Below are 20,556 nucleotides of genomic sequence, written 5' to 3' on the forward strand. Positions count from 1 at the left end.
GCCATCGGCCGCGCACCGCGCTATCCTTTCACGCACACCACCTGGCGCAGCGTATGTACCACTTCGACGAGGCTGCGCTGGGCCGCCATCACCGCGTCGATGTCCTTGTAGGCCATCGGGATTTCGTCGACGACGCCCGAGTCCTTCCGGCATTCGACGCCCTGGGTTGCCTTCACCTGGTCGTCGACGGTGAAGCGGCGCTTCGCTTCGGTGCGGCTCATCGTCCGGCCCGCGCCGTGGCTGCACGAACAGAAGCTGTCCGGGTTGCCGAGCCCGCGCACGATGAAGCTCTTCGCCCCCATCGAGCCCGGAATGATCCCGAGCTGCCCCTTCTGCGCCGACACCGCACCCTTGCGCGTCACGAGCACGTCTTCGCCGAAGTGGCGTTCGCGCTGCACGTAGTTGTGGTGGCAGTTCACCGCGTGTTCGTCGACCGCGAACGGCTTGGCGATCACGCCGCGTGCTGCACCGATTACTGCGTCCATCATCGCCTGCCGGTTGCGGCGCGCGTAGTCCTGCGCCCAGCCGACCGCTTCGACGTAGTCGTCGAAGTGCCGGCTGCCCTCGGTGAAATACGCGAGGTTGCGATCCGGCAGGTTCGCGATGTGCTGCCGCATGTCGGCCTGTGCGAGTTCGATGAACAGGCTGCCGATCGCATTGCCGACGCCGCGCGAGCCGCTGTGCAGCATGAACCACACGTGGTCCGCTTCGTCGACGCACACTTCGATGAAGTGGTTGCCGGTGCCGAGCGTGCCGAGATGCGCGTAGTGGTTCGTCTTTTCCAGCTTCGGATACTTGTCGACGATCCGCTGGAAGCCCGGTTGCAGCGACTTCCACGATTCGGTCACGGCGGCCGGCGTGCGGTCGCCCCACGCGCCCGGATCGCGGCGGCCCGGCGCGCGGCCGTGCGGCACCGCGCGTTCGATCGCGCTGCGCAGCCCCGCCAGCGAATCCGGCAGGTCGGATGCCGTCAGCGTTGTGCGCGCGGCCATCATCCCGCAGCCGATGTCGACGCCGACTGCCGCCGGAATGATCGCGCCCTTCGTCGGGATCACGCTGCCGATCGTCGAGCCCTTGCCGAGGTGGACGTCGGGCATCACCGCGACGTGGCTGAAGATGAACGGCATCTGCGCGGTGTTGCGCAGTTGGGCGCGCGCCTCGTCTTCAACGGCCACGCCTTGCGTCCACATCTTCACCGGCTTGCCGTTCGCCAGTTCCATGACCTGATAATCCATTTCACTCATGTTCATCACCTTGCTGCTTTGTTCATGAGGCACGGCGCGCGTGCGCCGTGCCTGTCCATTCATTGCGCGCCCTTGATGCTGACGAGTCCGTTCAGCACCTGGTCGAGACCGCCGAACACCGAGATGCGGTCGATCCGTTCCGCGACGCGCTCGAGCGTTTCCAGCTCCTTGAGCCGCAGCGCGGTCGGGTTTTCTTCCATCACCTTCGCGGTGTTCAACAGCGAACGCGTGGCCGCCGTTTCCTCGCGGCGGCGAATCACGTTCGCCTGCGCGGATTTCTCCGCTTCGACCACCTGCGCGAGGATCGTCTTCATGTCGCCCGGCAGCACGATATCCTTCACGCCGACGCTGCGCACGTCCACGCCGGAATGCTCGAGACGGGCACGCACCTGCGTGATCACGACGTCGTCGATCGACTGCTTGTCTTCCAGCAGTTCGTCGAGCGAGCGCGTGCCGACGGCCGATCGCAGTGCGAACTGCAGCTCGCGATACAGGTGCTCGACCGGCTTCTGCAGCTGGCCGAACGCGTGCAGCACGTCCGCATAGCACCACGTCGCCGACAGGTTCAGCCGCAGCGCGACCTTGTCGCGCGTCAGGATTTCCTGTCCGCCGACTTCGATCGCCTGCAAACGCAGGTCGACGAGTTCGACCGCGACGTCGCGGTTGAAGCGCCAGAACGCCGCAACGCCCGCGTCCAGCAACCGTTCGATCTTGCCGTCGATCTTCAGCACGCCGACGTGGTACGCCGGCACCTGCGCCAGCAGCACGCCCGTCAGGCCCGCCACGCCGCGCGCACGCAGCGCCGGTTGCGCGATGCGCTTCACGAGCGCGGCCGGCAGCAGGCTGTCCTGCGCGAGATCGACGCGTTCGAGACGGTGCGCGGTCAGGCCGCGCCAGTACAGCCGGCGCGTGCCCGGCGCCAGGATCTCGACGAGCACGTCGTCTTCGTAGCGCAGGCCGGCTTCATCATCGGCGAGGTCCATCGCGACGAAGTGCTGCGCGAGCACGTCCGGCGCGTCGTGACGCAGGTAATCGGCCAGTGCCGCATCGGCGAGCGGCGCGTCGAGACGCGCGGTCTGCACCGACAGGCGCTTGAACGGATCGAAGGCCTTGAACACGCCCGGTTCCAGCACCTTCACGAAATCGCCCTCGTTCATCAGCAGCGCGCGTTCGTTCTTTTTCACAACATGTCGCATCCACATATTCTTGTCCTTTTCTTCAATGACCGCCGGGTGACACGCATCGTGCGGATCGCGGGGCGACGCAACCGGGCGGGCGGCGCGCTGGCCCGGCGTCGACGTGCACGGCGACGCATCCTGCATCGCGTCGTCGTGCGCGTTCGCGCGGGCCGTGCGGCCGTCCGGCCGATCGCGCGGAACCGCAACCGGTCCGACGCGCGGCGGGCCTTGCGGCCCGCACCGGCGGGTACTGCTTCTATCAAGAGACTGTCCTTGCGGACAGTGTTCGAGCGGGATTCGAACCCGCTACACACCGGCTTGCGCCGGCTGCTCTACCTATGAGCTTCCGAACGGAGGGCGCCCCGGGACTCGAACCCGGGCGAAGTTCCAGTACGCGCCCGTTTGCCTTCGTCTGCCCATGGCGACATGCGCTGCCGCGACGAACGAGGTTCGGCGGCGGCGCACCAGCAGGGCTTTGTGAACCCTGACTCGTGGGCCAGCGGGACATCCGGCGCTTTCTATTTAGCGAGGAGCGTGCCAGCGGGTGACTCGATGCTCGAGAAAAATCTCAAGCCATTGAAGTAAAAGGGAAAATTATTTCAAGCGGCAGGTGAGGCTTGAATCTCCGATGGTGGCTCGATCCGGAATATTCGATACAATCGGATCGCTTCTTATCCTATGAGATAAACATGCGAAAGACTGTTGCGATCGGTTTTCTCGGTACCGTGCTCGACCAGGGCGGCGGCTCGCAGCGCCGATGGCGCAACTGGCGGCCGACGATTTCGCTGTGCGAGCAGCGCGACACGCCGATCGACCGGCTCGAACTGTTGCACTCGCCAAACTACGCGCGGCTCGCGAACCGCGTGAAGCAGGATCTCGAGCGTGTGTCGCCGCACACCGACGTGCGGCTGATCCCGATGGAGATTCGCGATCCGTGGGATTTCGAGGAGGTCTACGCCACGCTGCACGATTTCGCGCGCGCGTACCCGTTCGATCTCGACCGCGAGGACTACCTGATCCACATCACGACGGGCACGCACGTCGCGCAGATCTGCTGGTTCCTGCTGGCGGAGGCGCGCTACCTGCCTGCGCGTCTCGCGCAGACGGCGCCGCCGCAGAAGACCGACGAAGGGCCGAGCGGGCCCGGCACGATGTCGGTGATCGATCTCGACCTGTCGCGCTACAACCGCATCGCGCAGCGCTTCACGCGCGAACGCGACGAAACGGTGTCGTTCCTGAAGGCCGGCATCGCGACGCGCAACGCGCGCTTCAACGCGCTGATCGAGCAACTGGAGCGCGTGGCCGTGCGTTCGCGCGCGCCGATGCTGCTGGTCGGGCCGACGGGTGCCGGCAAGTCGTTTCTCGCGAAGCGCGTGTACGAGCTGAAGCGCGGCCGTCATCGGCTCGCGGGGCCGTTCATCGAGATCAACTGCGCGACGCTGCGCGGCGACGCGGCGATGTCGACGTTGTTCGGTCACGTGAAGGGCGCGTTCACGGGCGCGCAGTCGGCGCGGGCCGGGCTGCTGCGCGCGGCGGACGGCGGGCTGCTGTTTCTCGACGAGATCGGCGAACTCGGGCTCGACGAACAGGCGATGCTGCTGAAGGCGATCGAGGAGAAGCGTTTCCTGCCGGTCGGCGCGGACGTCGAGGCGACCAGCGATTTCGAGCTGATCGCGGGCACGCACCGCGACCTGCGGCAGATGGTGGCGGCCGGCACGTTCCGCGAAGATCTCTACGCGCGGATCAACCTGTGGACGTACGAACTGCCGGGGCTGGCCGAGCGGCGCGAGGACATCGAGCCGAACCTCGAATTCGAACTCGACCGTTTCGGCCGCGAGCAGGGCGAGCAGGTGCGGTTCAACGTCGAGGCGAAGCGGCGCTATCTCGCGTTCGCCGCGTCGCCGCGCGCGGCGTGGGCCGGCAACTTCCGCGAGCTGTCCGCGTCGGTCACGCGGATGGCGACACTGGCCGATGCGGGGCGGATTACCGAAGCGCTCGCCGAGCAGGAAGTCGAACGGCTGACGCGCACGTGGTCGTCACCGGGCGGCGCGGAGGCGTCCGAGGCATGTGTCGACGCGGTGTTCGGTGCGCGTGCGGAAGAACTCGACCTGTTCGACCGTGCGCAGCTCGAACGCGTGCTGGACGTGTGCCGCATGTCGGCAAGCTTGTCGGAGGCGGGACGCACGCTGTTCGCGGTGTCGCGGCAGAGCAAGAAGCAGCCGAACGATGCGGACCGGCTGCGCAAGTATCTGGCGCGATTCGGGCTGGATTGGGACGGGGTGCGGCAGGCGCTCGACGGAGCGTGACGCGTACGGCGGCGAGGGTGCCGCGTGCAGCTGGAGCGCGCGGCACGCGGCCATCGATCGGGCAGGGTTACGCCGCCGCTGCCTCGTGAAACGGCGCCAGGAATGCCCACTCCGGCTGCGCAGCCGCCACATCCGCGAGCCCGCGCGCGAATGCGTGCGCCGGTAGCCACGGATAGCCGAACGCCGCATGCAGTGCATCGAGCTTCACCGACTGCGGATCATCGATCGTATCCATCCGTTCGATGTGAATATGCAGCGCGGCAATCCGCGCGGCGTGGTCGCTTTCGCCGTTGCCCGCGAACTGCCAGCGGTACGTGCCATGCCCGATCCGCAACGCGCCGTTGTCCTGCTGACGCATCACGACGAGCCACGACATCTCGCTGGCACTCTCTGAGTCGACTTCGGGCGCCGTGCAAACGTAATAGGTCCGGCACCGTTCGAACCGCTCGCCGAATTCCTCGACCAGCGTGCGCGCAATCGCAGCCGCGCCCGTCACGCGCGGCGGAAAATCGATGTCGTCGTTCGCGAGCGAAAAGCTCAGCTCGGCATCGGCCGCGAAGCAGTCGGCGATCAGCGCGGGGCGGTTCAGGTCTTTCGCGCGCAGATAGCACTCGAGCAGCGCGCGAACCGTTGCGGGATGAAGCGGAAAGGGCATGGACGCGCCTCCTGTATCGGGAAATCGGGACACATTCGCCGGCCGGGCCAGGCCAGGGACGGATGTGCCTTTGACGTATAATTTCGTTTCAAAGCTAAATTCGCATGACCGTACGGAGCGTCGAAGTCATGGCCAAGCAGCAAGAGGAGTCCGTTCTGACCATTACCAACCCGGCCTGCCTGATCGACGGCACGGACACGGAATTTCGCCATCTGATCAACGGGCTGCTGCCGTTCGCGGCCCGCCTGCTGTCGGTGCGCGACGGCTTCGGCTCGCTGATCGGCCTCACCGGCATCCAGTATTCGCTGCTCGTCTCGGTTTCGCATCTGTCGCACGACGATGTCGTGACCGTCAATCGCCTCGCCGATCACCTGCACCTGAGCGGCGCATTCGTCACGATCGAGACCGGCAAGCTGAAGAAGCTCGGCCTGATCGACAAACGCTCCGACCCCGACGACAAGCGCAAGATGCGGCTCACGGTCACGCCGGCCGGCTCGAAGCTGCTGAAGGCGTTCGCCGATACGCAGCAGCGCATCAACAACGTGCTGTTCGAGGGCGTGACGAAGACCGAATTCAAGGCGCTCTGCTCGGTGATCGACCGCCTCGTCACCAATGGCGACCGCGCGACGCTCGATCTCGCCCACCTGATCGCGCGCCAGGAGAAAGGCTGACGCGCGCGAGCCGCGGGCCCGCCCGCGCTCGCCGGCCGGCCTGACGCATCGACTGCGCTCAGTGCGCGGCCCACTCGATCGTATTCAGGTCGACCCCTTCGAGATGCATGTCCCACAGCGGGCTCAGCGCACGCAGCTTGCCGACCGTGTCGCGCACCTGCGCGATCACGCTGTCGACTTCGGCTTCGGTCGTGAAGCGGCCGAGCGTGAAGCGGATCGAGCTGTGCGCGAGCTCGTCGCTGCGGCCCAGCGCGCGCAGCACGTACGACGGCTCCAGCGATGCCGACGTGCACGCGGAGCCTGACGACACCGCGACGCCCTTGATTCCCATGATCAGCGACTCGCCTTCGACGAAATTGAAGCTGACGTTCAGGTTGTGCGGAATCCGGCGGGTGAGATCGCCGTTCACGTAAACCTCGTCGAGTGTCGACAGGCCGGCCAGCAACCGGTCGCGCAAGGCGCCGACACGACGGCTTTCTTCCGCCATCTCTTCCTTCGCGAGCCGGAACGCCTCGCCCATCCCGACGATCTGGTGCGTCGGCAGCGTGCCCGAACGCATCCCGCGCTCATGGCCGCCGCCGTGCATCTGCGCTTCGATCCGCACGCGCGGCTTGCGGCGCACGTACAGCGCGCCGATTCCCTTCGGGCCGTAGACCTTGTGTGCGGTCACCGTCAGCAGGTCGACGTTCAATGCATTCACGTCGACCGGAATCTTGCCGGCCGCCTGCACCGCGTCGCAATGGAACACGATGCCGCGCGCACGGCACAGCGCACCGATCTCCGCCACCGGCTGGATCACGCCCGTTTCATTGTTCGCGAGCATCACCGACACCAGGATCGTGTCGGCGCGCAGCGCCTGCTGCACGGCATCGAGATCGAGCAGGCCGTCTTCCCGCACGTCGAGATACGTGACGTCGAAGCCCTGGCGTTCGAGTTCGCGACACGTATCGAGTACGGCCTTGTGCTCGGTCTTCACCGTGACGAGGTGCTTGCCCTTGCCCTGGTAGAAGTGCGCGGCACCCTTGATCGCGAGGTTGTTGCCCTCGGTCGCGCCGGACGTCCACACGATTTCGCGCGGGTCGGCGCCGAGCAGTGCGGCGACGTGCGCGCGCGCTTCCTCGACGGCCTGCTCGGCCGCCCAGCCGTAGCTGTGGCTGCGTGACGCCGGGTTGCCGAACACCATTTTGTCGACCACGCGCGGATCGACGGGCGTCGTCGCGCTGTAGTCCATGTAGATCGGACGGGATTGCATCGATGCGGCTCCGGAAGACGGTGTCTCCCGCGGTGCCCGAAAGCACCGGGGAACAGGGTAGCCGCAGTGTACGTGGACATTCCCGGACGTCGCGCAACATCCATCCCGCCAGTAGGGTTGTCTTTCAAACAAAGCTTTCAAGTTCAGGGTTTACGACAACTTGAACCCGCCTTTGTGTTTGCATTTAATAAAAGCTAAATAACAAAGCTAAATAACGGTGCTTTGTTGGGCCGGATTCCACTGCGGAATCCGGCGATGCAACCCAAGGAGGACGAGATGAGCGAGAACCATGCCGGAACCGGCGCGGGCGCCGACGAGCAGCGGCGCTTTCGCACGGCGCTGTCGATGTTCGCGACGGGCGTCGCGGTGATTACCGCCCCGCGCAAGGAGGGGATGCCGATCGGCATCACGGTCGCGTCGTTCAATTCGGTGTCGCTGGATCCGCCTCTGATCCTGTTCTCGGTCGACCGTCGCAGCCTGAGCCTCGGCGACCTGGCCGGCGCGGAAGGCTATGCGGTCAACGTGCTCGACGAGACGCAGCAGCACCTGTCGAACTGCTTCGCGAAGGCGAACGGCGACAAGTGGGGCTGGCGTGCGGACGCAGCCGACGACGATGGCGCGGTGCTGCTGCCCGACGCTCTCGCGACATTCGAATGCGAACCCTATGCGCAGTACGACGGCGGCGATCACGTGATCTTCGTCGGCCGCGTGACGCGGCACTGCGCGCGTTCGGAAGGGCGACCGCTGATCTTCTTCGGCGGCCGCTACCGCACGCTCGACGGCATGCACGCGCCGTCTGCCTGAATGCAATCCACGTTTCATTCCACCCTGGAGGACACCATGATCAAGAACGGGACTCAGCACATCGCGTCGCTGCGTGACGGGCGGCAGGTCTACCTGAACGGCCAGCCGGTCGGCGACGTGACCGCGCACGCGGCATTCCGCAATTCGATCCGTAGCTACGCGAGCCTGTACGACTACCAGGCGCGCGACGAGAACGTCGAGAAGATGACGTTCGTCTCGCCCGACTCGGGCAACCGCGTCAGCCGGATCTGGCAACTGCCGACGTCCTATGACGAACTCGTCGAGCGCCGTGCCGCGCTGGAAGCGTGGTCGGAGCTGCACTATGGCTTCATGGGGCGTTCGCCGGATCACGTCGCATCCTGTCTTTCCGGCATGTTCATGGGCGCCGACGTGTTCGAGCAATACGATCCGGCGCGAGCGGGCGCGCTGCGCGACTACTACCGCCATGCGCGCGACAACGACCTGTTCCTGACCTACGTGATCGTGAATCCGCAGGCGAACCAGTCGAAGTCCGCACACGAGCAGGAGGACAAGTACCTCGCGGTCGGCATCGTCGATCAGGATGCCGAAGGCATCACGGTGCGCGGCGCGAAGATGCTCGCGACGAGCGGGATCATGGCGAACGAGGTGTTCTGCAGCTGCATCCAGCCGCTGCGCGAAGGCGACGAGATGTACGCGCTGTCGTTCGCGGTGCCGATGAACGCGAAGGGCATGAAGATCCTGTCGCGCAAGTCGTACGAGGAGAACGCGACGTCGGTGTTCGACAACCCGCTGTCGAGCCGCTTCGACGAGAACGACGCGGTGCTGTATTTCGACGACGTGAAGGTGCCGTGGGAACGGATCTTCGTCGCCGGCAATACGGCGATGTGCGCGAAGCAGTTCCATGCGACGCCCGCGCACGTGTACCAGAACTACCAATGCCAGGTGCGGCTGATGACGAAGCTGCGCTTCCTCGTCGGGCTCGGGTTGAAGATTTCCGAGGTCAACGGCACGAATACGTTCCCGCAGGTGCGCGAAACGCTGGGCCAGCTCGCGGCCGAAGCGTCGATGGTCGAGGCGTGGGTCTACGGGATGGAAGCGAAGGGCACCGTCGTCAACGGTTTCTACGTGCCCGACCGCAACATGCTGTACGGCTCGCAGGTCGTCACGCAGCAGCTCTATTCGAAGGTGCTCAACACGCTGCGCGAGCTCGCCGGCGGCGGAATGATCATGCTGCCGTCCAGCGTGCGCGATTTCGAGAATCCCGACCTGCTGCGCATCATCGAGAAAACACAGAAATCGCCCGTGTGTTCGTCGGAGGAGCGCGTGAAGTTCTTCAAGCTCGCGTGGGATGCGGTCGGCTCCGAATTCGCCTCGCGCCACAACCAGTACGAGCTGTTCTATGCGGGCGCGTCGTTCGTCACGAAGGGGCACGCGTATCGCACGTACGACTGGCAGCGCGCGTCGCATCTCGTCGATTCGATGCTCGGCAGCTATTCGCTGAACCAGGAACTGTCGACGCCGCGCGCCGCCTGACGCGTCGCCTTGCATCCGATTCATCCGCTATCGCCACAGGAGAGACAGATGGCCATCAACAAGCTTCACGACGAATTCCATACGCTGGACATGCAGCGCGACTGGCGGCTGCCGGAAGGCTATGACCCCGCGTCCGGCGCGCAGGAGCTGATCCTGTCCGGCGCGCTCGACACCGAGCGCAAGCGCGGCAGCCGCACGCGCCTGTTGCGCCTGCCGGCCGGGCTGCATACGAAGAAGCCGTTCGTGCACGACTACTGGGAAGAGGTGTTTCTCGTCGAGGGCGACCTGACCGTCGGCAACGACGAGCACGGCAACGGCGGTACGCCGTTCAAGGGCTACACGTACGCGGTGCGTCCGCCCGGCGCATGGCACGGCCCGTTCAAGTCGAACGGCGGCTGCGTGCTGCTGGAGATCCACTACTACGACCCGGCGTAAGCCCGGCCGATCCACGACACACGGCGGGCGGCAGCGCGCAGCGCGTGCGCTGCCCGCCACGAGGAGCATTCGATGAAAACCATCACGTTCGCGATCGACGGTCGCGACGGCCGCACCGAGCGCGCGATCGCGATCGACACGCTCGTGATCGCGGGCTGGACCGGCCGCGACACGGTCGCCATGGAGCAGCACATCCGCGAGCTGGAGGAACTCGGCGTCAAGCGCCCGGCGACGACGCCCGTGTTCTACCGCGTCGCGGCCGATCGCCTCGATCCGTCGCCCGCGATCCAGGTATCGGGCGGGCAGAGCAGCGGCGAAGCGGAATTCGTGCTGCTGCGCGACGGCGGCGAGACCTTCGTGGGCATCGCGTCCGACCATACCGACCGTGAAGTCGAGACCTACGGGATCACGGTGTCGAAGCAGATGTGCGGCAAGCCGTGCGCGAACACGCTGTGGAAGTTCGACGACGTGGCCGGGCACTGGGATCAGCTCGTGCTGCGCGCGTACGCGACGATCGACGGCGAGCGCGTGCTGTATCAGGAGGGCAAGGTGACCGCGATGCGCGCGCCCGACGACCTGCTCGCGCAGTTCGCACGCCACGACGGCCGCTTCGTCGACGGCACCGCGATGCTGTGCGGCACGCTTGCGGCGATCGGCGGTATCCGGCCGGCCGAGCGGTTCGAGGTCGAGCTGGAAGATCCGGTGCTGGGGCGCACATTGCGGCATGTGTATGTGGTGGACACGCTGCCCGTGGCGGGTTGACGCGGTAGCAGCGCACGCACTCAGGCGCGGCAGATCGCGATGATCTCCGCGCTGGTTGCATCATCGAACGGCGCGTGCTGCCAGTCGCCGCACCAGTCGGCCGACGAGAATCCGGCTGCGATCACGCGTGCCTGCAGGTCGGGTTGCGCGATGAAACGCAGCCGGCTCGTGTTCGTCAGCAACGTAGCGTCACGACGGAAGCGGTAGTGCGTGTCGAACGTCACGATCGCACCGTCCACCGAGCGCACCGCATGATGAAGATCGACGATGCCCGCTTCGCGGGACTCGACGCTGCGTGCCGAATGCTCAGGTGTCCATGCACGCCACGGCTGGATGCGCGGATTGCGGGTGTCGAACAGGAAGCGGCCGCCGTCCGCGAGCACGCGCCGCACGCCGCGCAGCGTCGCGTCGATTTCGGTGTCGGTCAGCAGGCACTGGAACGCATGCCCGGTCATCACGACCGCATCGAACGGTGGTGCGCCAGGCGGCAGGCTGTCGAGCCCGCATGCGAGCCAGTGGACGGTGTCGGCGCCTGGCTGGCGTCGCGCGTATTCGATCATCGCCGGCGCGGGATCGATCGCGACGACGTCGTGCCCGGCTGCCGCCAGCCGGCGCGCGAACGTGCCGGTGCCGCAGCCGAGATCGAGGATGCGTTGCCGCGCGGCACCGATCACGGAGGTGTAGAACGCGAAGTCCTGGTCGCCCGCATTGAACAGGTCGTAGAGCGCGACGAGGCGCGAGTCGGTGTAGAGGACTTCGCCGGCGGGCGCGGCGGAAGACGTCATGCGGCTGCGCGTATCAGCGCTGCTGCACCGCCACGCGCAGCCCGAGCGCGATGAAGATCGAGCCGATGATCTTCCCCTGCCAGCGCGTGAGCCACGTGAGCCGCTTCACGATGCGGCCGAGCGGGCGGATCGAGCACGCGATCAGCGTCGTGTAGAGCGAGCTGAGCACGACGAAGATCAGCCCGAGCACCGCGAACTGCACGAACGTCGAGCCGCGTTCCGGATGCACGAACTGCGGCATGAACGCGAGGAAGAACAGCGCGGTCTTCGGATTCAGCACTTCGGCGGGAATCGCCTGCAGGTACGCCTTGAGCGGCGTGACCGGCGACACGCTCGGCAGCGACGGATCGGACGGCTTCTCGATCAGCGCGCGCACGCCGAGATAGATCAGGTACGCGGCGCCGACCACCTTCACGACGTTGAACGCGAGCGCCGACGTCATCAGCAGCGCCGACAGGCCTACGGCTGCGAACAGCGTGTGCACGAAGTCGCCGCTGGCGACGCCGAGGCCGGTCAGGATGCCGGTCTTGCGGCCACCCTGCACGGTGCGGCTCAGCACGAGCAGCACGGCGGGGCCGGGAATCAGGAACAGGCCCAGGACGACGGCCGTGAAGGTGGTCAGCGTGGTCAGGTCGAACATGGCGGCTCCGGCAGGTGGGCACAGCGGCGGGGGATCGGGGCATTGTATTCGTTTCGGCGCGCGACCGCAGACGCCGCCCGGGCACCGGCACGGCCGGATCAACCCCTTTCTGGTATAAGCACGAAAAGGCGCGCGGGCAGCGCGTCCGGCTTCCTTCCTCATCTACCGTTTCATGCGCCAGCTTCCACCGACCACCGATCCCGCAGCGGATGACGCAGTCTTCCACGTGCCGCGTCCGCTCGTCGTGTTCGGCGGCTCGGTCGTCGAGCCCGAATGGCTGCACGAGCGGCACAGTCATCCGCAGGCACAACTGCTCTACACGCTGAGCGGCGTGATCTACTGCGAGATCGACGGCGGCGTATGGAGCGCGCCGCCGCAGTGCACGGTGTGGATTCCGGGCGATGTCCCGCATTCGGCGCGCGGCTCGGCCGGCGCGACGTTCTACGCGGTGCTGGTCGAACCCGACGCCGCGCTCGACCTCCCTGCGCGCTGCTGCACGCTGTCGGTGTCGCCGCTGCTGCGCGAGCTGCTGCTGAGGGCGGCGAGCTTCCCGAACCTGTATGACGTCGACGGGCCGCAGGGGCGGCTGATGGCGACGCTGCTCGACGAACTCGTCGCGGCGCCGGTCGAGGATCTGTACCTGCCGATGCCGGTCGACCGGCGGCTGCGCAAGCTGATTGACCATCTGCTCGACGATCCGGCCGACAAGTCGCCGCTGGCCGAACTCGCGCGGCGCGTGGGCATCAGCGAGCGCAGCCTGACGCGGCTCGCGGCGAAGGAGCTCGGGATGAGCGTCGGCGACTGGCGCCGTCGGCTGCACGTCGCGCTGTCGCTGCGAATGCTGACGGCGGGCCGCCGCGTGCACCAGATCGCGATCGATCTCGGCTACGAGAGCGCGAGCAGCTTCGTGACGATGTTCCGCAAGGCGACCGGCAAGTCGCCGACGCAATTCCTGACCGACCGGCAACGCTGAGCGATGACGGCCGTGCCGCCACGTGTGCGCGATTGGCCGGATTGAGCAAGCGGTTGGCCGGGACGATAAATGACGCCGCTGGCCTCGATCCATAAAATGAGAATCGCTCTCATCTGGAGGCCGACATGCAAATCTTCACGACTGAATTCCCGTTTGTCTGGTTGCGTTACACCGGTTCGACGCACACCGATCCCGCCCGCCTGATCGCCGAACTCGACGCGTTGCTGGCGCGTCGCGAACCGTTCGTTCTTCTGACCGACGATGCGCCGTCCGGCGACGATCGCGGCGGGGACGATCACGAGTTGCGCAAGCAGCTCGCGAAGTGGAGCAAGGCCAACCGCGCGCAGTCGCGCGAATGGATCCCCGCGATGATCGCGATCGAGCCCGACGCTGCGCGGCGCGTGGCGCTCAACGCATTCTCGGGTGCGTTCGAGAAGGTATGGGGCTATCCGTTGAACGCGGCAGCCACCCGCGACGACGCGCTCGCGCTGGCGCAGCAGCTGCTCGACGAACCGGCGCGCGGCGCCGTGGCGGCGAATGGCTGAAGCCACGCTGCCGCGCCGGCGGCGCGGCGTTCCTCGATACGCATGCACGGCGCGCAAGCGCGCGCCGTGGCATGCGGCAAACATGCAGGGGTGTCCGGTGGACAATCCGATCCGCGCGATGCGCATCTTCACGCGCATCGTCGAAATGAACAGCTTCACGCGTGCGGCGCAGGCGCTCGGCATTTCGCGCGCCACCGCGACGCGGACCGTGCAGGAGCTCGAAACGGCGCTCGGCATGCCTTTGCTGGTGCGCACCACGCGCGCGCTGCGGGCGACGCCCGAAGGCGACGCGTACTACCGGCGCTGCGTGCGCATCACGGCCGATGTCGACGAACTCGAAGCCAGCATTCGCGGCGCCGCGCTGCGTCCGAGCGGGCCGCTGCGCGTCGAGCTGCCGGCGGCGGTCGCGGACGCGATCGTGCTGCCGGCGCTCGGCGCGTTTCATGCGCGGCATCCCGATCTGGTGCTGACGCTGGGTGTATCCGGGCGCGCGGCCGATCGCGTCGGCGATGCGATCGACTGCAGTGTCCGGCTCGGCGAACTGCCCGATTCGTCGCTTGTCGCGCGCCGGCTCGGCACGCTCGAGCGCGTGACCTGCGCGAGCCCCGCGTATCTCGATCGCCACGGCGTGCCGCGTACGCTCGAAGACCTGGCCGTGCATCGCGCGGTCAGCATGTCGTCCGTTCAGGGCCAGCGCACGGCCGAACTCGATTTCGTCGTCGATGGCGCGGTGCGCAAGGTGCGGATGGACGGGATCGTCAGCGTGGACGACGAGCAGGCGTATCTGGCGTGCGGCATGCATGGCCTCGGGCTGATCCAGCCGCCGCGCGTCGCCGCGCAGCCGCTGATCGACGCGGGGCGGTTGCGGGAAGTGCTGCCGCGCTGGCGGCCCGACGCGATCGCGGTGTCGGCCGTCTACGTGAAGCGGCCGCATGTGTCGCCCGGCGTGCGCGCGTTCGTCGACTGGATCGGCGAGCGTTTCGAGGCGGCGGTGAGCGGCCATGCGGGCCTGATCACCGCACGGGTGTGGCGGCCGACGGTGGGCGCCGCGGACAGGGTTGACCAGGTGGACGCCCAGATGGCCGCAGCTTGATCAGCAAGTGTCGAGTCAGGCGCGGTCAACGGTTCGCAATCGTCGTGGGTGCGCGCGCTTGACCGACGAGATTGCGCAAGCGGATCGACGATCCCGCCGGGTTGCCGTGGCGAAGCGGACGGCGGCGGCCGGGCGCGGCCGACTCATATGGCAGTGTCAATATTTCGGCGATTTTTTGACGAAATAGCTGAAACATTGGTGCTTTTGACCGAGCCGCACGTTGGTCTCTGCTGAATCGACGGACGTCGTTTCGTGCGTCCCGATCACCGCCCCAGCTCGTCCGCCAGAAAATCGACGAACGCCCGGATCCGCGTGGACATCTGGTGACGCTGCGCATACACCGCATAGATGTCGGCGCTCGGCGTTTCGTGGTCGGGCAGCACGACGACCAGGCGGCCGTCGGCGAGATAGTCGCGCAGATCCCATTCCGCGCGCATCAGGATCCCGTGCCCGTCGAGCGCCCATTTCACGGCGATCTCGCCGTCGTTCGTCGTCAGGTTGCCGTTGATGCGCACGGCCTCCGTGTGGCGTGCCGCGCCGCGCCCGCTTGTCAGGCGCCAGATTCCGTAACCTTCGTCCCCCTGCCGGATGCCGATGCAGTTGTGCCGCGTCAGGTCGTGCGGCGTCGCCGGTGTGCCGTGCCGCGCGAGATACGCGGGCGCCGCGCACAGCAGCCGGCGGTTCGGCGCGAGCCGTCGCGCGACGACCCGCGTATCGGGCGGCTCGCCGAACCGGATGCACACGTCGAACGCGTCGTCGGTGAGCGGCGGCGGCATCACCGACAACTGCAGTTGCACCGACACCTCCGGATAACGCGCGACGAAGCGCGAGATCGCGGGGCCGACCTGGTTGCGTCCGAAGCCGAGCGTCGCGTTCACGCGCAGCAGCCCCTTCGGGCGCTGCTTCGCGCTGCCGAGCAGTTCGCCGAGTTCGTCCATCTGGTCGAGGATCCGGCGCGCGTAGTCGAGATACACGTCGCCTTCGGGCGTCAGCATCATTCGCCGCGTCGTGCGGTTCACGAGCGTCACGCCCGCGCGCCGCTCCATCTGCGTGAGCCGCTTGCTGACGGCCGCCGCGGTCAGCCCGAGTTCGCGTGCGGCCGCGCTCAGGCTGCCCGACGCGGCCAGCGTCGAGAAGAAGCCGAGATCAGCCGGCTGAACGGTATCCGCCATGTCGGGATTCGTGAATTCAAGTTAAAGATGCTTTGAGTCTAGCACCGGTTCCCGCACTCTTGGTTCGGTAAAGTGCCTCCACGCTGACGATCAATCGAGGATGTGCGCATGAAGACCTACCGTATCGCAACGATTCCCGGCGACGGGATCGGCAAGGAAGTGGTGCCCGCTGGCAAGCAGGTGCTGGAAGCGCTGGCCCGCGGCAGCGACCGCTTTGCGTTCGAGTTCGAGGATTTCGACTGGGGCGCCGACTACTACCGCCGGCACGGCGCGATGATGCCGGCCGACGGCCTCGATGCGCTGCGCGGCAAGGACGCGATCCTGTTCGGCTCGGCGGGCGACCCCGACGTGCCTGATCACGTGACGCTGTGGGGGCTGCGCCTGAAGATCTGCCAGGGCTTCGACCAGTACGCGAACGTGCGCCCGACGCGCATCCTGCCCGGCATCGACGCGCCGCTGAAGCGCTGCGGGCCCGACGACCTGAACTGGGTGATCGTCCGCGAGAACTCCGAGGGCGAATATGCGGGCGTCGGCGGCCGCGTGCACCAGGGCCATCCGATCGAGGCCGCGACCGACGTGTCGATCCTCACGCGTGCGGGCGTCGAACGCATCATGCGCTTCGCGTTCCGGCTCGCGCAGTCGCGCCCGCGCAAGCTGCTGACGGTGATCACGAAGAGCAACGCGCAGCGCCACGCGATGGTGATGTGGGACGAGATCGCGAAGCAGATCGCGCAGGAATTCCCCGACGTGACGTGGGACAAGGAGCTCGTCGATGCGGCGACCGCGCGCATGGTCAACCGGCCGGCGTCGCTCGACACGATCGTCGCGACCAACCTGCATGCGGACATCCTCAGCGATCTCGCGGCCGCGCTCGCCGGCAGCCTCGGCATCGCGCCGACCGGCAACATCGATCCCGAGCGCCGCTATCCGTCGATGTTCGAGCCGATCCACGGCTCCGCGTTCGACATCATGGGCAAGGGGCTCGCGAATCCGGTCGGCACGTTCTGGTCGGTCGTGATGCTGCTCGAGCACCTCGGCGAAACGGCCGCCGCCGCGCGGGTGATGCAGGCGATCGAGGCCGTGACGGCCGACCCGTCGCTGCATACGCGCGACCTCGGCGGCAGCGCGACGACCGCGCAGGTGACGGCGGCTGTGTGCGAGCGCGTCGCGAACGCGGCGGTCGCCGCCTGACGACAAGCGCGGCGATGGGCCGGCGGGCCGCGACAGGGCGGCCAGCGACCAGCGGCGGCGCGCGAGCGCAACCGGTTACCGTTCGTCGCCCGTTCATCGTCCCCGGATTTTCCTGTCCCGAGACTCGCGCGCCCGACGCGAGCGGGGCGCGCCGGCCCACGCGCTTCGTCGCGGTGCCGGCGAGCATTCATACACCGAGCACGACTCGACAACTAGCCGGCTCGACCTCGAAGGAGGAGACACATGCAAGCGGATCTGGAAACCCGCGTCGCGCGGAAACTGATGTGGCGCATCATTCCGTTCGTGATGCTGCTTTACTTCGTCAGCTTTCTCGATCGCGTCAACGTCGGCTTCGCCGCGATGACGATGAACAAGGCGATCGGCCTGTCGCCGACCGCGTTCGGGTTCGGCGGCGGCCTGTTCTTCATCGGCTACTTCCTGTTCGAGGTGCCGTCCAACCTGATTCTTCATCGCGTCGGCGCGCGCATCTGGATCGCGCGCGTGATGATCACGTGGGGGATCGTGTCGGCCGTGTCCGCATTCGCGGCCGGGCCGACGAGCTTCTACGTGCTGCGCTTCCTGCTCGGCATGGCCGAAGCCGGGTTCTTCCCCGGCATCATCCTGTACCTGAGTCTGTGGTTTCCCGCGAAGCAGCGCGCGGTGGCCGCCGCGTGGTTCATGGCGGCCGCGCCGATCTCGACCGCGATCGGCTCGCCGCTGTCGGGCGCGATCATGCAGATGCCGCCGATGTTCGGGCTCGCCGACTGGCAGATGCTGTACATCGTCGAAGCGCTGCCGGCGGTCGTGCTCGGCTTCGTCGTGCTCAGGTGCCTGACCGATGCACCGTCGAAGGCGGCGTGGCTGCGCGCGGACGAGCGCGACTGGCTGGTCGCGAAGCTGAAAGCCGAAGCCGATGCGCGCCACACGCATGCCGGGCATACGGCCGGCGCGTGGCAGGCCCTGCGCGACCCACGCGTGCTGGCGCTCGCGCTGATCTACTTCGGCACGTCGGCGGGGCTGTACACGCTCGGCCTGTGGGCGCCGCTGATGGTCAAGCAGTTCGGCTTCACCGCGCTGCAGACGGGCCTGCTCACCGGAATTCCGAGCATCGCCGCCGTCGTCGCGATGATCGCGTGGGCGCGGCATTCGGATCGTACCGGCGAGCGCACGTGGCACGTCGTGATTCCGTGCGTGCTTGCCTGCATCGGCTTCGTGTTCGCGGGGCAGGCGAGCACCGCGCTGCTGACCGTGCTTGCGCTGGTCGTCGTCAACATCGGGATCAGCGCCGCGAAGGCGCCGCTGTGGGCGATGCCGAGCGCGTTCCTGTCCGGCGCCGGCGCGGCGGCGGGCATCGCGATGATCAACTCGATCGGCAATCTCGGCGGGTTCGTCGGGCCGTTCGCGATCGGCTGGCTGAAGCACGTGACGGGCGGGTATGCGGCGGGGCTCTACGTGGTGGCGGGCACGCTCGCGGTGTCGGCGGTCGTCACGCTGATGTTGAGCCGCAAGGGCGCGAGGCAAGCCGCCGTGTCGGGGGTGCGGCATCACTCGTAAGCGCGACGTATGCATCGAAACGCCGGACGGTCGCGCATGACGTGTGCCCGTCCGGCTTCATGCGTCGTGCCGCGCGATCAGCTATGCGTGAGCGTCAGCGCATAGAACTTCACGACGGTGCCGGGCGTCGTCAGCGGCGTGCCGGACACGGCCGTCTGGTCGTAGTCGCCGGCCTTGAAGTAGAAGCTTTCGCCGTTGAAGCTCGAATCCATCGTGAAGGTCTTGGTCGTGCCGTTCGCCGTGACGGTGATCGTCGTGCCGCTCAGGCTCAGCGCGTAGCTGAACTTCTTGCCGACGCCGACCGTGGTGATCGGCGTGGTCGTCGACTTGCCGCCCTGGTTGGTGCTTTCGAGCAGCAGCTGCACGACGCCGCCCGACGTGAACTGCAGCTCGCACAGCGGCTTGCTCGGGCCGGTGCCCTGGAAGATCTGGCCGATCGTCGTGTGATCGGGCACCTGCGTGACGGCCACCGTCGCATTCAGCCGGTTCGTGCCGGAAGTTGGCCAGATCGCGTTCTCGCGCAGTTCGGTGCGCGGATGCAGCGAGCCGGACGTTGTCCAGCCCTGTGTGGGGTCCATCATCACCATCGATCCGTCGCTGCCGTCCGTGTAGAAATACGTCGGGTTCACGTAGCCGCCCGCGAGCGACGAACCGCTCACGGTGTCGACCTTGCCGGACGCGCCGGTCGGCAATTGCAGCGTGAACGGCGCGAGGTTGAAGTTCGAGCCGGGCGGGTTCGACGGGCTGAGCGCCATCACGGTGGCCTGCTGGCGGGCGGCGGCGGCCGGGCTGGCCGGATCGTCGCCGCCGCACGCGGACAGGCACGCAACGGACAGAACGGCGACGACGCACGGGATGATCCTGTTCTTCATGGTGTCTCTCTCTGATGGTCCGTGGCTGGGCGCCACGTTGTGGATAACGTTTTCCTATTCTGGCGCCTGATCGTCGAAACGAGATCGGTCGCCCGCAGGATTCACTCCAAAATACAGAAAGCAGATGAGGCTCGAAGGCTGAAACAGTGATGCCGGGAATTGCGGGATTTTCAAGGCTTGCAATCGGCTTTCCGTGAATGCGCTCAAGCCGATGGAGGACGATGCTAGCAAGAAGTGCCGGAAGAGTAAACGTTTTCCTATTTGGGCCGGAGAAGCTGTCTTTCGCCGGCTGCTGCGAGGTATCCGCGTGCCGGCGTGAAGGGCGCGGTCAGGTGTGCCGGTTACGGCTCAGTCGCCGCGACTTGTTGTGCGATACGCGCCGCACAAGCATCAGGCGTCGCATCGGATGTATCGAGCACCATCTGGCTGAACGGCCGCGACGCATAGCCTTCGCGATACATCTCGGCGATCCGGTTGCGCTCCCAGTCCGTCAGCGCACGCGAGCCGCGATTCGACGATGCGACCGCTTCGGGCGGTGCGAGCGTCACGATGAACAGCCGCGCATCGCGCGCGTCGCAGGCGGTGCGCAGCCGCTCGAATTCCGTTTCGCCGATCGGATAGGCGATGACCAGATGACGCTCACGTGCGTGCGTGATCTGCGTGACGAGACGTTCGAGCGCGATCGCCCACTGCACGTCGAAGGGTGCGTCTTCGGGCGCATTGTGATCGTCGCCGTCGATGAAGCGTGCGTCGGGCAGCAAGCGTGCGAGCGCAAGGCCGATCGTCGTCTTGCCGCTGTTGATCGGGCCGTTCAGGTGGATGACGGTCAGGGCGGTCATGAGTCAGCGCAGGAATTGGAAGACTCGCAGCTTGCCATGTCGGGTGTGGCGATGCCGTGCCGTTGGTACG

General features: G+C 66.8%; 20 protein-coding genes and 1 tRNA gene. 11 read left to right on the plus strand and 10 right to left on the minus strand.

Annotation, left to right across the window (positions count from 1 at the left end; all coding sequences use genetic code 11):
- Positions 1-20: 20 nt before the first annotated feature.
- The 3 genes from QZM35_RS01850 to QZM35_RS01860 all read right to left on the minus strand — a co-directional run bounded on the left by QZM35_RS01850 (position 21) and on the right by QZM35_RS01860 (position 2,775).
- A complete protein-coding gene (locus QZM35_RS01850) occupies positions 21-1,244 on the minus strand; it encodes an RtcB family protein (RefSeq protein ID WP_301775292.1) in 1,224 nt (407 codons plus the stop codon).
- Positions 1,245-1,303: 59 nt separating this feature from the next.
- Positions 1,304-2,446: a slipin family protein gene (locus tag QZM35_RS01855; protein WP_301775293.1), complete on the minus strand. Its 1,143-nt coding sequence runs from the start codon at positions 2,444-2,446 to the stop codon at positions 1,304-1,306.
- 258 nt (positions 2,447-2,704) lie between these two features.
- Positions 2,705-2,775: transfer RNA gene (locus QZM35_RS01860), tRNA-Cys, on the minus strand.
- Positions 2,776-3,111: 336 nt separating this feature from the next.
- On the opposite strand from QZM35_RS01860, the gene rtcR reads away from it, so the two are divergent.
- Positions 3,112-4,728, plus strand: coding sequence for an RNA repair transcriptional activator RtcR (rtcR, locus tag QZM35_RS01865; protein ID WP_089432259.1), 1,617 nt, complete (start codon positions 3,112-3,114; stop codon positions 4,726-4,728).
- 67 nt (positions 4,729-4,795) lie between these two features.
- On the opposite strand, the gene QZM35_RS01870 is transcribed toward rtcR, so the two are convergent.
- The gene (locus QZM35_RS01870) at positions 4,796-5,383 is read right to left on the minus strand and encodes a nuclear transport factor 2 family protein (RefSeq protein WP_089428160.1); all 588 of its coding nucleotides are present in this window, start codon (positions 5,381-5,383) and stop codon (positions 4,796-4,798) included.
- Between the two features lie 128 nt (positions 5,384-5,511).
- Between QZM35_RS01870 and QZM35_RS01875 the strand changes: the two genes are divergently transcribed.
- On the plus strand, positions 5,512-6,054 hold the full coding sequence (locus QZM35_RS01875; protein WP_069252868.1) for a MarR family winged helix-turn-helix transcriptional regulator: 543 nt from the start codon (positions 5,512-5,514) through the stop codon (positions 6,052-6,054).
- Between the two features lie 58 nt (positions 6,055-6,112).
- Here the strand turns inward: QZM35_RS01875 and QZM35_RS01880 are convergent, their stop codons facing one another.
- A complete protein-coding gene (locus tag QZM35_RS01880) occupies positions 6,113-7,306 on the minus strand; it encodes an IscS subfamily cysteine desulfurase (RefSeq protein ID WP_301775294.1) in 1,194 nt (397 codons plus the stop codon).
- A 255-nt stretch (positions 7,307-7,561) separates the two neighbouring features.
- Between QZM35_RS01880 and QZM35_RS01885 the strand changes: the two genes are divergently transcribed.
- The 4 genes from QZM35_RS01885 to QZM35_RS01900 all read left to right on the plus strand — a co-directional run bounded on the left by QZM35_RS01885 (position 7,562) and on the right by QZM35_RS01900 (position 10,822).
- Positions 7,562-8,110, plus strand: a complete 549-nt coding sequence (locus tag QZM35_RS01885) for a flavin reductase family protein (protein ID WP_089428158.1) — start codon at positions 7,562-7,564, stop codon at positions 8,108-8,110.
- Positions 8,111-8,146: 36 nt separating this feature from the next.
- Positions 8,147-9,625 (plus strand): 4-hydroxyphenylacetate 3-hydroxylase family protein, encoded by a 1,479-nt coding sequence (locus tag QZM35_RS01890; RefSeq protein WP_089432263.1) that lies wholly within the window; start codon positions 8,147-8,149, stop codon positions 9,623-9,625.
- Between the two features lie 48 nt (positions 9,626-9,673).
- Positions 9,674-10,060: a hypothetical protein gene (locus QZM35_RS01895; protein WP_011356002.1), complete on the plus strand. Its 387-nt coding sequence runs from the start codon at positions 9,674-9,676 to the stop codon at positions 10,058-10,060.
- Positions 10,061-10,132: 72 nt separating this feature from the next.
- Positions 10,133-10,822 carry a DUF2848 domain-containing protein gene (locus tag QZM35_RS01900; RefSeq protein WP_089428156.1) on the plus strand — a complete coding sequence of 230 codons (690 nt, stop codon included), beginning with the start codon at positions 10,133-10,135 and terminating at the stop codon, positions 10,820-10,822.
- A gap of 20 nt (positions 10,823-10,842) precedes the next feature.
- Here QZM35_RS01900 and QZM35_RS01905 read toward each other — a convergent pair whose 3' ends face one another.
- Together QZM35_RS01905 and QZM35_RS01910 are read right to left on the minus strand one after the other, a co-directional pair.
- Positions 10,843-11,607, minus strand: a complete 765-nt coding sequence (locus QZM35_RS01905; protein ID WP_301775295.1) for a bifunctional 2-polyprenyl-6-hydroxyphenol methylase/3-demethylubiquinol 3-O-methyltransferase UbiG — start codon at positions 11,605-11,607, stop codon at positions 10,843-10,845.
- Between the two features lie 13 nt (positions 11,608-11,620).
- On the minus strand, positions 11,621-12,247 hold the full coding sequence (locus QZM35_RS01910; protein WP_069250940.1) for a LysE family translocator: 627 nt from the start codon (positions 12,245-12,247) through the stop codon (positions 11,621-11,623).
- A 172-nt stretch (positions 12,248-12,419) separates the two neighbouring features.
- On the opposite strand from QZM35_RS01910, the gene QZM35_RS01915 reads away from it, so the two are divergent.
- From QZM35_RS01915 to QZM35_RS01925, 3 genes are all read left to right on the plus strand, one after another.
- Positions 12,420-13,220 (plus strand): helix-turn-helix domain-containing protein, encoded by an 801-nt coding sequence (locus QZM35_RS01915; RefSeq protein ID WP_089432265.1) that lies wholly within the window; start codon positions 12,420-12,422, stop codon positions 13,218-13,220.
- A gap of 125 nt (positions 13,221-13,345) precedes the next feature.
- The gene (locus tag QZM35_RS01920; protein WP_089428153.1) at positions 13,346-13,765 is read left to right on the plus strand and encodes an ATP--cob(I)alamin adenosyltransferase; all 420 of its coding nucleotides are present in this window, start codon (positions 13,346-13,348) and stop codon (positions 13,763-13,765) included.
- A 97-nt stretch (positions 13,766-13,862) separates the two neighbouring features.
- Positions 13,863-14,858: a LysR family transcriptional regulator gene (locus QZM35_RS01925; protein ID WP_256978367.1), complete on the plus strand. Its 996-nt coding sequence runs from the start codon at positions 13,863-13,865 to the stop codon at positions 14,856-14,858.
- A gap of 263 nt (positions 14,859-15,121) precedes the next feature.
- On the opposite strand, the gene QZM35_RS01930 is transcribed toward QZM35_RS01925, so the two are convergent.
- Positions 15,122-16,030, minus strand: coding sequence for a LysR substrate-binding domain-containing protein (locus QZM35_RS01930; RefSeq protein WP_089428152.1), 909 nt, complete (start codon positions 16,028-16,030; stop codon positions 15,122-15,124).
- 108 nt (positions 16,031-16,138) lie between these two features.
- On the opposite strand from QZM35_RS01930, the gene QZM35_RS01935 reads away from it, so the two are divergent.
- Together QZM35_RS01935 and QZM35_RS01940 are read left to right on the plus strand one after the other, a co-directional pair.
- The gene (locus tag QZM35_RS01935; RefSeq protein WP_089497529.1) at positions 16,139-17,221 is read left to right on the plus strand and encodes a tartrate dehydrogenase; all 1,083 of its coding nucleotides are present in this window, start codon (positions 16,139-16,141) and stop codon (positions 17,219-17,221) included.
- Between the two features lie 243 nt (positions 17,222-17,464).
- The gene (locus tag QZM35_RS01940; RefSeq protein WP_174975858.1) at positions 17,465-18,775 is read left to right on the plus strand and encodes an MFS transporter; all 1,311 of its coding nucleotides are present in this window, start codon (positions 17,465-17,467) and stop codon (positions 18,773-18,775) included.
- Positions 18,776-18,852: 77 nt separating this feature from the next.
- On the opposite strand, the gene QZM35_RS01945 is transcribed toward QZM35_RS01940, so the two are convergent.
- Both QZM35_RS01945 and QZM35_RS01950 read right to left on the minus strand, forming a co-directional pair.
- The gene (locus QZM35_RS01945; protein WP_089428149.1) at positions 18,853-19,647 is read right to left on the minus strand and encodes a polysaccharide lyase family 7 protein; all 795 of its coding nucleotides are present in this window, start codon (positions 19,645-19,647) and stop codon (positions 18,853-18,855) included.
- A gap of 341 nt (positions 19,648-19,988) precedes the next feature.
- Positions 19,989-20,486, minus strand: a complete 498-nt coding sequence (locus tag QZM35_RS01950; protein WP_301775296.1) for a shikimate kinase — start codon at positions 20,484-20,486, stop codon at positions 19,989-19,991.
- Positions 20,487-20,556: the final 70 nt, after the last annotated feature.

The sequence above is a fragment of the Burkholderia sp. AU45274 genome, from assembly GCF_030482505.1.
Classification (GTDB): domain Bacteria; phylum Pseudomonadota; class Gammaproteobacteria; order Burkholderiales; family Burkholderiaceae; genus Burkholderia.

Bases quoted from the DNA above. Each gene is read 5' to 3' on its own strand.
- QZM35_RS01935 (WP_089497529.1), top strand. From the start codon at position 16,139: ATGAAGACCTACCGTATCGCAACGATTCCCGGCGACGGGATCGGCAAG.
- QZM35_RS01950 (WP_301775296.1), bottom strand. From the start codon at position 20,486: ATGACCGCCCTGACCGTCATCCACCTGAACGGCCCGATCAACAGCGGC.
- QZM35_RS01880 (WP_301775294.1), bottom strand. From the start codon at position 7,306: ATGCAATCCCGTCCGATCTACATGGACTACAGCGCGACGACGCCCGTC.
- QZM35_RS01915 (WP_089432265.1), top strand. From the start codon at position 12,420: ATGCGCCAGCTTCCACCGACCACCGATCCCGCAGCGGATGACGCAGTC.
- QZM35_RS01890 (WP_089432263.1), top strand. From the start codon at position 8,147: ATGATCAAGAACGGGACTCAGCACATCGCGTCGCTGCGTGACGGGCGG.
- QZM35_RS01920 (WP_089428153.1), top strand. From the start codon at position 13,346: ATGCAAATCTTCACGACTGAATTCCCGTTTGTCTGGTTGCGTTACACC.
- rtcR (WP_089432259.1), top strand. From the start codon at position 3,112: ATGCGAAAGACTGTTGCGATCGGTTTTCTCGGTACCGTGCTCGACCAG.
- QZM35_RS01945 (WP_089428149.1), bottom strand. From the start codon at position 19,647: ATGAAGAACAGGATCATCCCGTGCGTCGTCGCCGTTCTGTCCGTTGCG.
- QZM35_RS01855 (WP_301775293.1), bottom strand. From the start codon at position 2,446: ATGTGGATGCGACATGTTGTGAAAAAGAACGAACGCGCGCTGCTGATG.
- QZM35_RS01870 (WP_089428160.1), bottom strand. From the start codon at position 5,383: ATGCCCTTTCCGCTTCATCCCGCAACGGTTCGCGCGCTGCTCGAGTGC.
- QZM35_RS01940 (WP_174975858.1), top strand. From the start codon at position 17,465: ATGCAAGCGGATCTGGAAACCCGCGTCGCGCGGAAACTGATGTGGCGC.
- QZM35_RS01905 (WP_301775295.1), bottom strand. From the start codon at position 11,607: ATGACGTCTTCCGCCGCGCCCGCCGGCGAAGTCCTCTACACCGACTCG.
- QZM35_RS01875 (WP_069252868.1), top strand. From the start codon at position 5,512: ATGGCCAAGCAGCAAGAGGAGTCCGTTCTGACCATTACCAACCCGGCC.
- QZM35_RS01900 (WP_089428156.1), top strand. From the start codon at position 10,133: ATGAAAACCATCACGTTCGCGATCGACGGTCGCGACGGCCGCACCGAG.
- QZM35_RS01850 (WP_301775292.1), bottom strand. From the start codon at position 1,244: ATGAGTGAAATGGATTATCAGGTCATGGAACTGGCGAACGGCAAGCCG.
- QZM35_RS01885 (WP_089428158.1), top strand. From the start codon at position 7,562: ATGCAACCCAAGGAGGACGAGATGAGCGAGAACCATGCCGGAACCGGC.
- QZM35_RS01910 (WP_069250940.1), bottom strand. From the start codon at position 12,247: ATGTTCGACCTGACCACGCTGACCACCTTCACGGCCGTCGTCCTGGGC.
- QZM35_RS01930 (WP_089428152.1), bottom strand. From the start codon at position 16,030: ATGGCGGATACCGTTCAGCCGGCTGATCTCGGCTTCTTCTCGACGCTG.
- QZM35_RS01895 (WP_011356002.1), top strand. From the start codon at position 9,674: ATGGCCATCAACAAGCTTCACGACGAATTCCATACGCTGGACATGCAG.